This is a genomic window from Microbacterium sp. LWH11-1.2, assembly GCF_038397745.1.
GTDB lineage: Bacteria > Actinomycetota > Actinomycetes > Actinomycetales > Microbacteriaceae > Microbacterium.
In genome coordinates this window covers 3129324-3142455 of record NZ_CP151636.1, presented here as the reverse complement: position 1 = coordinate 3142455, position 13132 = coordinate 3129324, and the positions used below count along the sequence as shown (strand labels likewise).

General features: G+C 70.0%; 13 protein-coding genes. 9 read left to right on the top strand and 4 right to left on the bottom strand.

Annotation, left to right across the window (positions count from 1 at the left end; genetic code table 11):
- Positions 1-57 precede the first annotated feature (57 nt).
- Positions 58-957, top strand: a complete 900-nt coding sequence (locus tag MRBLWH11_RS15265; protein WP_341945444.1) for an alpha/beta hydrolase — start codon at positions 58-60, stop codon at positions 955-957.
- Here MRBLWH11_RS15265 and MRBLWH11_RS15260 read toward each other — a convergent pair.
- Positions 929-1402, bottom strand: a complete 474-nt coding sequence (locus MRBLWH11_RS15260; protein WP_116635006.1) for an Lrp/AsnC family transcriptional regulator — start codon at positions 1400-1402, stop codon at positions 929-931. The genes MRBLWH11_RS15265 and MRBLWH11_RS15260 overlap by 29 nt on opposite strands.
- Positions 1403-1572: 170 nt before the next feature.
- On the opposite strand from MRBLWH11_RS15260, the gene pdhA reads away from it, so the two are divergent.
- The 3 genes from pdhA to MRBLWH11_RS15245 are packed head-to-tail and all read left to right on the top strand — an operon-like array spanning position 1573 to position 5065.
- Positions 1573-2688: a pyruvate dehydrogenase (acetyl-transferring) E1 component subunit alpha gene (pdhA, locus tag MRBLWH11_RS15255; RefSeq protein WP_341947837.1), complete on the top strand. Its 1116-nt coding sequence runs from the start codon at positions 1573-1575 to the stop codon at positions 2686-2688.
- Between the two features lie 2 nt (positions 2689-2690).
- Positions 2691-3701, top strand: a complete 1011-nt coding sequence (locus MRBLWH11_RS15250; protein WP_341945443.1) for an alpha-ketoacid dehydrogenase subunit beta — start codon at positions 2691-2693, stop codon at positions 3699-3701.
- Positions 3698-5065: a dihydrolipoamide acetyltransferase family protein gene (locus MRBLWH11_RS15245; protein ID WP_341945442.1), complete on the top strand. Its 1368-nt coding sequence runs from the start codon at positions 3698-3700 to the stop codon at positions 5063-5065. Before MRBLWH11_RS15250 ends, MRBLWH11_RS15245 begins: the two co-directional genes overlap by 4 nt.
- On the opposite strand, the gene MRBLWH11_RS15240 is transcribed toward MRBLWH11_RS15245, so the two are convergent.
- On the bottom strand, positions 5058-5669 hold the full coding sequence (locus MRBLWH11_RS15240; protein WP_116635003.1) for a TetR/AcrR family transcriptional regulator: 612 nt from the start codon (positions 5667-5669) through the stop codon (positions 5058-5060). The two genes, MRBLWH11_RS15245 and MRBLWH11_RS15240, sit on opposite strands and share 8 nt — an antisense overlap.
- Positions 5670-5781: 112 nt before the next feature.
- Between MRBLWH11_RS15240 and MRBLWH11_RS15235 the strand changes: the two genes are divergently transcribed.
- The 5 genes from MRBLWH11_RS15235 to MRBLWH11_RS15215 are packed head-to-tail and all read left to right on the top strand — an operon-like array spanning position 5782 to position 11695.
- The gene (locus MRBLWH11_RS15235; RefSeq protein ID WP_341945441.1) at positions 5782-7335 is read left to right on the top strand and encodes a carboxyl transferase domain-containing protein; all 1554 of its coding nucleotides are present in this window, start codon (positions 5782-5784) and stop codon (positions 7333-7335) included.
- A gap of 5 nt (positions 7336-7340) precedes the next feature.
- Positions 7341-9245, top strand: coding sequence for a biotin carboxylase N-terminal domain-containing protein (locus MRBLWH11_RS15230; RefSeq protein WP_341945440.1), 1905 nt, complete (start codon positions 7341-7343; stop codon positions 9243-9245).
- A gap of 2 nt (positions 9246-9247) precedes the next feature.
- A complete protein-coding gene (locus tag MRBLWH11_RS15225; protein ID WP_341945439.1) occupies positions 9248-10396 on the top strand; it encodes an acyl-CoA dehydrogenase family protein in 1149 nt (382 codons plus the stop codon).
- A 10-nt stretch (positions 10397-10406) separates the two neighbouring features.
- Positions 10407-10889, top strand: coding sequence for a MaoC family dehydratase (locus MRBLWH11_RS15220; protein ID WP_116634999.1), 483 nt, complete (start codon positions 10407-10409; stop codon positions 10887-10889).
- Positions 10886-11695 (top strand): CoA ester lyase, encoded by an 810-nt coding sequence (locus tag MRBLWH11_RS15215; protein ID WP_341945438.1) that lies wholly within the window; start codon positions 10886-10888, stop codon positions 11693-11695. The genes MRBLWH11_RS15220 and MRBLWH11_RS15215 overlap by 4 nt, the downstream gene beginning before the upstream one ends.
- Here the strand turns inward: MRBLWH11_RS15215 and MRBLWH11_RS15210 are convergent, their stop codons facing one another.
- Both MRBLWH11_RS15210 and MRBLWH11_RS15205 read right to left on the bottom strand, forming a co-directional pair.
- Positions 11696-12283, bottom strand: a complete 588-nt coding sequence (locus tag MRBLWH11_RS15210) for a histidine phosphatase family protein (RefSeq protein ID WP_341945437.1) — start codon at positions 12281-12283, stop codon at positions 11696-11698. It abuts the gene before it with no gap.
- On the bottom strand, positions 12280-13119 hold the full coding sequence (locus MRBLWH11_RS15205; protein ID WP_341945436.1) for a Sir2 family NAD-dependent protein deacetylase: 840 nt from the start codon (positions 13117-13119) through the stop codon (positions 12280-12282). Before MRBLWH11_RS15205 ends, MRBLWH11_RS15210 begins: the two co-directional genes overlap by 4 nt.
- Positions 13120-13132 lie beyond the last annotated feature (13 nt).

The window sequence follows — 13132 nt, the reverse complement described above, 5'->3', positions numbered from 1 at the left end:
GTAGAGCCGCCGTCGGACATTCAGGAGAAGGCGCACTGCGGCTCGTAGACTCGGAGCATGACGGTGCCTTCTCCCTACGCCGACCGACTCCGCCGACTGCCGGTGCAGCGGCACGAGGTCCCCGTTCGCGGCGGCGTCACCGCGTACTGGGAGTACGGACCGACGGACGCCGAGACCACGGTCGTGGCGGTGCACGGCTTCCGGGGTGAGCATCACGGCCTCGAGCCCGTGCTCGCCTACCTCCCCGAGGTCAGGGTGATCGCGCCGGATCTTCCGGGGTTCGGCGAGTCGGCGCCCCTTCCCGGACGCACGCACGACCTCGACGAGTACGCGGCCTGGCTCACCGACTTCACCGCCGCCGTCGCGCCGGGAGCCGTCATCCTCGGCCACTCCTTCGGGTCGATCGTCACGGCCGCCGCGGTCGCCGGCGGCCTCGCGACGCCGCGGATGATCCTGCTCAACCCGATCGGCGCCCCCGCGCTGGAGGGGCCCAAGGGACTCATGACGCGGCTGGCTGTGCTGTACTACGCACTCGGGGCGCGTCTACCGGAGCGGCTCGGGACGGCGCTGCTGCGGAACCGGGTCATCGTGCGGGTGATGAGCATCACGATGGCGAAGACGAAGGACGCATCGCTCCGACGCTTCATCCACGACCAGCACGACACGTACTTCTCACGGTTCTTCGATCGGGACGTGCTGCGCGACGCCTTCGTCGCGAGCGTGTCGCACGACGTCCGGGAGTTCGCCTCGGACATCGACGTCCCGACGCTCCTCGTGGCCGCCGAGCGCGACGACATCACCCCCATCGAGGCCGAGCGGACGCTCGCCGCGCTCTTCGACGACGCCACACTGGTGGAGATCGCCCACGTCGGGCATCTCATCCACTACGAGACGCCGGCGGAGGCCGCCGGGGCGGTTCGTCGGTTCCTCAGGATTCCCGTCTCGCGAGGCCGATGAGTCCGGCGACCCGGAACGGGATCACCTCGCCCATCGCGAGCGAGGTCTCGGTCCTCTCGACGCCTTCGATCGACAGGATCCGGGCGTCGGTGTCGAACAGGTGCCTGGCGTCACGGCAGGCGACGCGAGCGAGAAGATCGATCGAACCGCTCAGCCCGTGAGCCTGGACGATCTCGGGGATGCGCGCGAGCTCGTTGATGATCCGAGGCAGCTCGGGCTGCCGGACGCCGATGTTGACGAACGCCTGCAGCGGGAAGCCGAGCACATCGGGGGAGAAGGATCGCTCGTACGAGAGGAAGACCCCCGTCTGCTCGAGGCGTGCCATCCGGGCCTGGATCGTGTTGCGCGAGAGCTTGAGGTTCTCTGCGAGCGCGACGACCGTGATGCGCGGATCGGCCGCCAGAGCGGCGAGGAGTTCGAGATCGATGCGGTCCAGTCCAGACATAGTGCCAAACCTTAGCAGGACGCGGATCGCCGAAATTGAGCAACATGCTCAAGCACATTGCAATTGCTTGAGCGAGGTGTTGAGCGGACGTAGCCTCAGAGCAGGCCGGTGATGTCGCCGGTGCCACCGCGAGCACCCCACGAGGGCCGCTGAGGACTTGGAGGACGATGATGTCACCGCAGATCACGCCCATCGCTGACACCGCCCAGGATCTGGAGCTCTCCGAGCGCATCCTGGCTCCGGACGGATCGCGCATCGCGAACCCCCGACTGGACGCCTTCGTGGCCGACGTGGATGCCGAGCAGCTGCGCGCCCTGCATCGTGACATGGTGATCCTCCGGCGCATCGACGCGGAGGGCGTCGCCCTCCAGCGCCAGGGGCAGCTCGGTCTCTGGGCCCCGTGCCAGGGGCAGGAGGCGACGCAGATCGGCACAGCGCGGGCCCTGGCCCCGCAGGACTACGTCTTCCCCAGCTACCGCGAGACCGGCGTCATCTACGCCCGCGGGGCGCAGCCCGGCGACTACGTGCGCATGTGGCGCGGCGAGGAGGGCGCGGGACACGATCCGGAGGCTCTTCGCGTCGCTCCGTTGCAGATCATCATCGGTGCGCAGACGCTGCACGCCGTGGGCTACGCCCTGGGCATCCGTCACGAGGGTGCGGACGAGGTCGCCGTGACGTACTTCGGCGACGGCGCGACGAGCCAGGGAGACGTCAATGAGGCGATGATCTTCGCCTCCTCGTACCAGGCGCCCGTCGTCTTCGTCTGCCAGAACAACCACTGGGCGATCTCCGAGCCGGTGGCGGTGCAGTCCCAGTTCCCGATCGCGGGACGTGCGCCGGGCTTCGGCATCCCGAGCCTGCGCGTCGACGGCAACGACGTGCTCGCGTGCATGGCCGCGATGCGCTGGGCGCTCGACCACGCGCGCTCCGGCAAGGGGCCTGCGTACATCGAGGCCGTGACCTATCGGATGGGCCCGCACACGACCGCGGACGACCCCACGCGCTACCGTGACGACGCGGAACTGGAATCCTGGCGCCGCCGCGATCCCATCGCACGCCTCGAGCAGCATCTGCGAAACGCCGGCGAACTCGCCGACACCCACGTCGCCGAGACCCAGGCCGCCGCCGACGCGGTCGCCAAGGACATGCGCGCCGCGTGCCTCGGCATGGTCACCCGGCCGCCGCTCGCCGTGTTCGACGGCGTGTACGCCGAGCCCCACACCGGACTCGAGCGCCAGCGCGACGAGTACGCCGCGTACCTCGCGTCGTTCGAAGTCGAGGCGTGACCATGACGGAGATGACCCTCGGCAAGGCCCTCGGAGCAGGACTCCGCCAGGCCATGCGCGACGACGAGAAGGTGGTCCTCCTGGGCGAGGACATCGGCAAGCTCGGCGGCGTGTTCCGCATCACCGACGGACTGCTGGACGAGTTCGGCGCCTCCCGCGTGGTCGACACACCGCTCGCGGAGTCGGGCATCGTCGGCATGGCCGTCGGGCTCGCGTTCCGCGGCTACCGTCCGGTCGTCGAGATCCAGTTCGACGGCTTCGTGTACCCGGCGTTCGACCAGATCGTCGCGCAGGTCGCGAAGCTCCACTACCGCACGCAGGGCCGTGCGAAGATGCCGATCACCATCCGGATCCCGTGGGCGGGCGGGATCGGCGCGGCCGAGCACCACTCGGAATCGCCGGAGGCGTATTTCGTGCACACCGCCGGGCTCCGCGTCGTCGCCGTCTCCAACCCGGAGGACGCCTACCGCAGCCTGCGTCAGGCCATCGCCAGCGATGACCCCGTGATCTTCTTCGAACCCAAGCGGCTGTACCACCACAAGGGCGAGGTCGACCTCGCGGCGCCTCTCGCCGATGCGTCGCCGATGGGGCTCGCCCGTGTCATGCGGACCGGTACCGATGCCACGCTCATCACATACGGGGCCATGGTGTCCACGGCCCTCCAGGCGGCCGACGCCGCCGAGGACGAGGGGATCTCGCTCGAGGTCATCGACCTGCGCTCGCTGTCTCCGATCGACTACGACTCGGTCGCCGCGTCGGTGCGCAAGACCGGACGGGTCGTGGTCGCACACGAGGCCTCGCGCGAAGCGGGGGTCGCCGCCGAGGTGATCGCCAGCATCACCGAGCGCTGCTTCGAATACCTCGAGTCCGCGCCTCTGCGCGTCACCGGGCACGACATCCCCTATCCGCCCGCGAAGCTCGAGAAGTACCACCTGCCGGATCTCGATCGGCTCCTCGACGCGGTGGATCGCGTGCTGGACCGACCCAACAGCCTGACGGGAGCAGACGCATGAATGCGGAGTTCCGCCTGCCGGACCTCGGTGAAGGTCTCACCGAGGCAGAGGTCGTGCAGTGGCTCGTCGCGCCGGGAGACGTGGTCGCTCTGAATCAGACTCTCGCAGAGGTCGAGACCGCGAAGGCCGTGGTCGAGCTGCCATCGCCCTACGAGGGGACCGTCTCGACGCTGCACGCGGAGGCGGGAGAGACCGTCGCCGTCGGCGCCCCGCTGATCGCCTTCGACGTGGAGGGCGAGGAAGACCCGATCCCGACGGACGACCCGGGGGAGAAGGCGCAGCCGAACCTCGTCGGCTACGGCGCGACGCCGACGACGGCGGGCCGTCCTGCTCGTCGCGCGCGTCGCGCGAGCGCAGTTGCGGCGGTCTCGGACACCGCCGTCCTCGAGGCGGCGCCACATGACGCCACACCCACGGCGAGCCCCCGCACGGTGATCGAGCGCCCTCGGTCCACGCCGCCTGTCCGTGCGCACGCCAAGCGTCTCGGCATCGATCTGGTCCTGGTCGCGGCAGAGGTGGGGGATCGGCTGATCACCCGCAACGATGTCGACGCCTACGCCGAGCGTGTCGGAGCAGTCCCCGCCCCGACCACCGCGACAGCGTCGCCCGTCGATGCCGCGCCTGCCACGCCCGCCGCGCTGTTCGCGACGGCGCAGCACGAGGAGCGCGAGACCCGCATCCCCATCCGCGGCGTCCGCAAGCACACCGCGGCCGCCATGGTGCAGAGCGCCTTCACCGCGCCGCACGTCACCGTCTTCCACACGGTCGACGTGACGGCGACCATGGACCTCCTGTCGAGTCTCCGTGAAGACCGGTCTCTCGCCGAGCATCGCATCGGCCCGCTCGCGGTCATCGCGAAGGCGGTCTGCCTCGCGCTCGGCCGTGCACCGGGCCTCAACTCGCGCTGGGACGAGGCGGCGGGCGAGATCGTCCAGTACAACTTCGTCGACCTCGGCATCGCGGCAGCGACGGATCGCGGCCTCATCGTCCCGAACATCCGCGACGCGGATCAGCTGAGCCTCACGGGACTGGCGGGGGCGCTGAAGGCTCTCGCCGAGACGGCACGCGCGGGCAAGACGTCACCCGCGGAGCTCGCCGGCGGCACGTTCTCGATCTCCAACATCGGCGTGTTCGGCGTCGACGCGGGTACGCCCATCCTCCCGCCGGGTCAGTCCGGCATCCTCGCCGTCGGTGCGGTGCGCCGGCAGCCGTGGGAGTACCGCGGTGCGATCGCGCTGCGTCAGATGATGACGCTCAGCCTTTCGTTCGACCACCGGCTGGTCGACGGGGCGGAGGGTGCGCGATTCCTGAAGGACGTCGCTGACGTCCTGCAGGAGCCTGGCCGCGCGATGCTCTTCAGATAGCGGCTCGCAGAGCGGCATCCGCCATCGCGACGAGAACGCTCGCGGTGGCGGCATGCCGCCGCGCGGCGGCACGAGTGCTGTGCGGCGTCGAGTTGATCAGGCCGAAGCAGGCCTGCACGCGGAGCCGGAGTTCATCCCGGTGAGCGGGGGAGTCGTCGCGGGTGGGATGGAGCGGCTCCAGCACGTCCATCCAGAGTTCGATGTAGGCGCGCTGGAGTCGTCGGACCTCAGCCCGATCCGTCTCGGAGAGGTGGGCGACATCGCGATCCTGCACTTGGATCACCTCGGCGTTCCCGAGCGCGAAGTCCACGTGGAAGCGGATCAGCGTCTGCATCCGCTCATCGGGTGTCTCCGCGCCGTCCGCGACCCGCTGGCCGCCGTGGATCAGGTACTGGCTGACCTTCACCAGGACCGCCCCGAGCAGCGCCTGCTTGCCGGCGAAATGGCGATAGACCGCCGGTCCTGACACGCCGACCGCGGCACCGATGTCCTCGAGGCTCACGCCGGTGTAGCCGCGCTCGGCGAAGAGCCGAGCGGCGGCGTGAAGGATCGCGTCGGAGCGCTCGGCCTTGGCGCGGTCTCGGGCGGTGACCGGGCTTGTCATCTCAGTTAATCCTCGCTAACCTGAATCAACGGGTTAGTGAACACTAACCGAGAATGCATGCACCGCGCCAGGGTCATCGACGGGCGCGACGTGGGTCGAGGAGGACATCACGATGCCGGCAACCCAGGAGTCGCTCGCCGACGAGCTGCGGGAGCGCCTTGCGACGGCGGCGCGCGGAGGCCCCGAGGCCTCGCGCGAACGTCATCTGGCGCGAGGGAAGCTGCTCCCGCGGGACCGCGTGGCGCGGCTCCTCGACGAGGGCAGCCCGTTCCTCGAGGTCGCTCCGCTCGCGGCCGACGGACTGTACGGGGGAGAGGCGCCGGGCGCCGGCGTCATCGCGGGGATCGGGCTCGTCCACGGCCGTCACGTGATGGTGGTCTGCAACGACGCGACGGTCAAAGGCGGCACGTACTTCCCCCTGACGGTGAAGAAGCACCTCCGCGCCCAGGAGATCGCCCTCGAGAACCGGCTGCCGTGCCTCTACCTCGTCGATTCGGGCGGCGCATTCCTGCCGAAGCAGGACGAGGTGTTCCCCGACCGCGAGCACTTCGGGCGGATCTTCTTCAACCAGGCGCGGATGTCCGCGGAGCGGATCCCGCAGCTCGCCGCCGTCCTCGGCTCCTGCACGGCAGGCGGCGCCTACGTCCCCGCGATGAGCGATGAGACGGTCATCGTCCGCGGTCAGGGCACGATCTTCCTCGGCGGTCCGCCCCTCGTGAAGGCCGCGATCGGCGAGATCGTGACGGCGGAGGAGCTGGGCGGCGGGGAGCTGCACGCCCGCCGCAGCGGCGTCGTCGACCATCTCGCGGAGGACGACGAGCACGCTCTCGAGATCCTTCGTGACATCGTCGCCACGCTGCCCCCGTCGCAGGCACCCGCCTGGGAGGTGCACGACAGCAGGCCGCCGTCCGAGCTGTCCTCCCTCTACGACGTCGTCCCCGTCGACGTGAACGCGGCGTACGACGTCCGCGAGGTCATCTCCCGGCTGGTCGACGGCGACAGCTTCCGCGAGTTCAAGGCCGAGTACGGCACGACCCTGGTGACCGGCTTCGCCCGGCTGCACGGGCATCCGATCGGGATCGTCGCCAACAACGGCGTGCTGTTCAGCGAGTCCGCACTCAAGGGCGCGCACTTCATCGAACTGTGCGACCAGCGCGGCATCCCGCTGCTCTTCCTGCAGAACATCACCGGATTCATGGTCGGATCGGATGCCGAGGCCGGCGGCATCGCGAAGGACGGGGCCAAGATGGTCACCGCCGTCGCCAGCACCCGCGTCCCCAAGCTCACGGTCATCATCGGCGGATCCTTCGGTGCCGGCAACTACTCCATGTGCGGTCGCGCCTACTCGCCGCGCTTCCTGTGGACGTGGCCGGCCAGCCGCATCTCGGTCATGGGCGGCGCACAGGCGGCTTCCGTCCTGGCGACCGTCAAGGAGGACCAGCTCACCGCACGCGGCGACGAATGGACCCCCGAGGACCGGGCGTCGTTCGAGGCGCCGATCCGCGAGCAGTACGAGCAGCAGGGCGAGCCGTACTACGCGACCGCCCGCATCTGGGACGACGGCATCGTCGACCCGGCACAGACCCGTGACCTCCTGGGCCTCGCCCTCGACGTCGTCGCCCGCAGTCCGCTGCCCGAACCGCGCTTCGGCGTCTTCCGGATGTGAGTGCCATGTACTACGACACCGTCCTCGTCGCGAACCGTGGAGAGATCGCGCGCCGCGTGATCCGCACGCTGCGTGATCTCGGCATCCGCAGCGTCGCGGTCTACAGCGATGCCGATGCCGACGCGCCGCATGTCCGCGAGGCGGACGCCGCTGTGCGCATCGGACCGGCGCCGGCCGCGGAGTCCTATCTCGACATCGATGCCGTCATCGCCGCGGCTCGTGCCACGGGTGCCCAGGCCATCCATCCCGGCTACGGCTTCCTCTCGGAGAGCGTCGGTCTCGCGGAAGCCTGCGCGGAGAGCGGGATCGTCTTCATCGGCCCGTCCGTCGAGGCCCTGCAGATCATGGGAGACAAGGCGCGGGCGCGCGACCACGTCATGCGCTACGGCGTGCCGGTCGTGCCGGGCTTCGACGCCAGAGGGCTCTCCGACGGCGAGATCGCAGAGGAGGCGGACCGCGTCGGCTTCCCGCTGCTGGTCAAGCCCAGCGCAGGTGGGGGCGGGAAGGGCATGGAGGTCGTCGCGGATGCGGCCGGCCTCGGCGGCGCGCTGGCGTCGGCTCGACGCGTCGCGGCAGCCGCGTTCGGCGACGACTCCCTGATCCTCGAGCGACTGATCCGGCGCCCTCGGCACATCGAGGTGCAGGTCTTCGGGGATGCCCACGGAACCGTGGTCGCGCTCGGCGAGCGCGAGTGCACGCTGCAGCGTCGACACCAGAAGGTGATCGAAGAGGCGCCCTCGGCCGGGATCCCGGCGGAGACGAGGGAGCGACTCCTCTCCGCCGCCGTCCACGCCGGCGAGAGCGTGTCCTACGTCGGTGCCGGGACCGTCGAGTTCCTCGTCGACGCGGATTCGCCGGAGGACGTCTTCTTCATCGAGATGAACACGCGGCTGCAGGTGGAGCATCCGGTCACCGAGGAGGTCACCGGGCTCGACCTGGTCGCGCTGCAGCTGCGCGCCGCCGCCGGTCTGCCGCTGGATGTCACGCCGACGATCAGCGGTCACGCCGTCGAAGCGCGCGTGTACGCGGAATCTCCGGAACGCGGCTTCCTTCCCTCGACGGGGACCGTGCTGCTCTTCGACCCTCCCACGGGCGTCCGCGTGGACGCGGCGATCGCGACCGGCAGCGAGGTGACGGGGTTCTACGACCCCATGATCGCGAAGATCATCGCGTTCGCCGAGGACCGCACGACGGCACTGCGACGCCTCGACGAGGCGCTGGCGAAGACGGTAGTGCTGGGCGTCGACACGAACATCGCGTTCCTGCGTCAGCTCTGCAACGACGCCCGCGTCATCGCCGGCGATCTCGACACCGGGCTCATCGACACGCTGCTGCCGGTGAGCGCGGAGGCGCCGTCGGCGGCGATGCTCTCGGCCGCCCGTGCCGCGGCACCGACGGCGGCGGAGCCCGTCAGGACGAGCGCGCTCTGGCGCGAGCTCCCCGGCTGGCGTCTGGGGGCGGGACCTGCGGCGCACGCGCCCTTCGCGCTGCTCACCGACGACGACGAGCTCATCGAGGTTCCGGTCGGCGACGACGTGACACCCGGGACCACGGCACGTGCTGCTGTCGATGCCGACGGGGCCGTCTGGGTCTCGGAAGACGGCAGGACCGCTCGTCTGCGTCCGCTCGACCGACGTCAGCGGATGCGACGTCGGCATGCCGCGCACGATCGTGGCGCTGCGGCGACCGAGCCGGAGGCGCGCGCGCCGATGCCGGGGAGCGTCGTCGCCGTGCACGTGGAGGACGGCGCGTCCGTCTCCGCGGGCACCCCGCTGATCGCCATCGAGGCGATGAAGATGGAGCACCCCGTGCTCGCGCCGCACGACGGCGTGGTGCAGCTGCTGGTCGCCGTGGGCGATCAGGTTCGACGCGACCAGCCGGTCGCACGAGTGACGACGGAAGAGAGCTGAAGATGGAAGACCTGTCCGAAGAGGAGCGCGAGCTCGCCGCGATGGTGCGCGAGTTCGCCGAGACCGTCGTCGCGCCCCAGTCGTACGAGGCCGACCGCACGCACACCCTGTCGATGGACGTCGTGGCGCAGATGGGCGACATCGGCCTGTTCGGCCTGCCGTTCCCCGAGGAGTACGGCGGCCAGGGCGGCGACTACATGGCACTCGGCATCGCGATCGAGGCGCTCGGCCGGGTCGACCAGTCCATCGCCATCACGCTCGAGGCGGGGGTCAGCCTCGGCGCCATGCCGATCTTCCGCTTCGGCACCGAGGAGCAGCGCCAGGAGCTGCTTCCCGACCTCCTCGCCGGTCGTGCTCTCGCGGGCTTCGGTCTCACCGAGCCGGAAGCAGGCAGCGACGCGGGTGCGACGCGCACCACGGCCCGGCTGGAGGGCGACGAATGGGTGATCGAGGGCTCCAAGCAGTTCATCACGAACTCCGGCACGCCCATCACGCGCTTCGTGACCGTGACCGCGGTCACGGGCGTCGACGACGGCCGCAAGGAGATCTCGACAATCATCGTCCCCAACGGCACACCCGGCTTCACCGTCGAGCCGCCGTACGACAAGGTCGGCTGGAACGCGTCGGACACCCACCCGCTGAGCTTCCAGGGCGCACGAGTCCCGGCAGCGAACCTGCTGGGCGAACGCGGACGCGGATTCAAGAACTTCCTCAGCATCCTCGACGAGGGGCGCATCGCGATCGCCGCTCTGTCCACGGGTGCCGCGGAAGGGTGCCTGGAAGCCGCGGTCGACTACGCGAAGAGCCGCACGATCTTCGGCAGCGCGCTGAGCACTCGTCAGAACGCGCAGTTCACGCTGGCACGGATGCGTGCGCGGGTGCACACGGCACGACTCGCCTGGCATCACGCGGCGCGACTGCGCGACGCCGACAAGCCGTTCGCCGAGGCCGCCGCGATCGCCAAGCTCGTCGCGGGCGAAGCCGCGATGGACAACGCCAGGGACGCCACCCAGATCTTCGGCGGGAACGGATTCATGAACGAGTTCCCCGTGGCACGGCACTACCGCGACTCGAAGATCCTCGAGATCGGCGAGGGCACCACCGAGGTGCAGCTCCTCGTCATCGCCCGCGGGCTCGGTCTCGCCGGGTAGCGTGGGCGACATGCCAGAGGACATCATCCAACGCGGCCTCTACTACGAGGAGTTCGTGACGGACGCCCGGTATCTGCACCGACCGGGACGCACGGCGACCGAGGCCGACAACGTGCTCTTCACGACGCTGACCATGAACACGCAGGCTCTGCACCTCGATGCGGCGTTCGCCGACGCCCAGGCTCCGTTCCACGCACGGCTGATGAACTCCATGTGGACGCTGTCGACGATGGTCGGCGCATCCGTCGCTCAGCTGACGCAGGGCACGCTGGTGGCTCAGCTCGGCTTCGGCGACATCACGTTCCCTCATCCGCTGTTCGCGGGCGACACGCTCTACACCGAGAGCGTGATCGTCGACAAGCGGCTCTCGTCGTCACGACCGGGGCAGGGCATCGTGCAGATCGCACACACCGGACGCAATCAGGACGGCACCGTGGTCGCCACGGCCACGAGAAGCGCCCTCGTGCACTGCCGGCCGGAGGCGTCCGCATGACGACGTTCGACCTGGGCCCGGCGCTGCTGTTCTGCCCCGCCGACCGCCCCGAGCGCTTCGGCAGGGCATTGGAACGGGCGGACGCGGTGATCCTCGACCTCGAGGATGCCGTGCTCCCTGACGCGAAGGCGGCGGCGCGCACCAACCTGATCAGCGCCGCGATCGATCCCGATCGTGTGATCGTGCGGGTGAATGCACCGAACAGCGAGCACTTCGCCGCCGACCTCGAGGCTCTCGAGCAGACCGACTTCCGCACCGTCATGGTGGCGAAGACCGAGGGCGCCGACGGCCTGTCCGCGTTCGACGACCGGTTCTCGCTCGTCGCGCTGTGCGAGACGGCTCTCGGCATCCACGCGGCCGCCGAGATCGCCGCGCATCCGCTCGTCTCGGCGATGATGTGGGGGGCGGAGGACCTCGTGGCCTCGCTCGGCGGCACTTCCTCTCGCACGGCGGGCGGCGCCTACCGCGAGATCGCCCGCTACGCCCGCTCGCGCGTGCTCCTCGAGTCGGGCGCGCACGGCAAGGCGGCGATCGACGCGGTGCACGTCGACATCGACGACGTGCAGGGCCTCGAGGAGGAGGCGACGGATGCCGCGGCCTCCGGGTTCCGTGCCACGGCGTGCATCCATCCGAGCCAGGTCGCCGTGATCCGCGCGGCGTACCTCCCGGATGAGGCGACCGTCGCGTGGGCGAGCGCAGTCCTGCTCGCCGCGGAGAGCGAACGCGGTGTCTTCCGCTTCGAGGGCCGGATGGTGGACGAGCCCGTGCTGCGGCACGCGCGGTCCGTCGTGGGCCGCGTCCGCTGATCAGATGACCAGCGACTCCTCGAGGAGTCGGAGGGAACCCGGAGACGCCTCGAAGCGGTGCGCCGAGCCGTTCGCGATGACCTCTCCCTCTCGCGGCAGCGTGCCGCCGGAGACCTGATCGATCACCGAGCGGATGACGCCGCCGTGCGCCACCACCAGCACGGATTCGGCCAGTGGAGCAGACCTGCGCCGCGACTCGCGTGCGATCGCGTGGATGGCCGCGATGGCTCGCACGCCGACCTCATGCAGGGACTCCGCGCCAGGAACCTCGGCGTGCCAGTCGCCGTACGTCGAGATGTACTCGGAGACCAGCATCCCCTCGCCCTCGCCGAACTCGCGCTCTCGCACGTCGGGGACGACCCCGGCGAACTCCAGACCGAGCTCTGCGGCGATGATCTCGGCCGTCTCCTTCGCCCGGAGCAGCGGGCTCGAGTAGATCGCGTGGTGCGGCGTCGCGGCGAGATGACCGGCCGCGCGGTGCGCGTCAGCGCGCCCCTTCTCGTTCAGCGGGATGTCGGTCGAGCCCTGGATGCGCCGGGCGAGATTCCAGTCCGTCTGGCCGTGGCGGATGAGGGTGATGAAGGTCACGAGAGAAGTTCCTGAAGGGCGGGGAGCACGTCGCTGGTGCCGGCGGCGATCGTGAGATCGGCCCAGGCGTCCGCGCGGGTCGGCTCGCGATTGACGATGATCAGAGGGATGCTGCGGCGGCGGGCACGCTCGATGAGGCGGACCCCCGAGTTCACTACGAGCGAGGAGCCCGCCACGATGAGCGCCGAGCTGGAACGCAGCAGGGACTCCGCTGCGCGGAAGCGATCCTGCGGAACGTACTCGCCGAAGAAGACGACATCGGGCTTCAGCATCCCATCGCACACGGTGCAGGTCGGGATGACGAAGCCCTCCGTGCTCTCCGGGAGCACGTCGCCGTCGGGGGCGAGCGCGACGTTCTCGGGCACCGTGATCCACGGATTCAGCTCCTCGATCTGCACCGCCACGTCGCGGCGGTCGAAGACCTGGCCGCAATGCAGGCAGAGCACGCGACGCATGGTGCCGTGCACCTCGATGACGTGCGAGCTGCCGGCGCGCAGGTGCAGTCCGTCGACGTTCTGCGTGATGACGCCCGACACGATTCCCGCGGACTCCAGTTCGGCGAGGGCGACGTGCCCCGGGTTGGGTGTCGCGCGTGCGAATGCGCGCCATCCGAGGTGGCCGCCGACCCAGTAGCGCCTCCGGGCCGCCTCGTCGCCGAGGTACGTCTGGATGGTCATCGGATCGCTGCGGGTCCTGGCGCCTTCGCCGCGATAGGCGGGGATGCCGGAGTCCGTGGAGATACCCGCACCGGTCAGGAGAGCGATCCGCCTGCCCCGGAGCAGTCCGGCCGCCTGGGCGAGTGTCGCCGACAGCTCGGCAGTGCTCGATGCGCTCACAGGACCTCCCCGA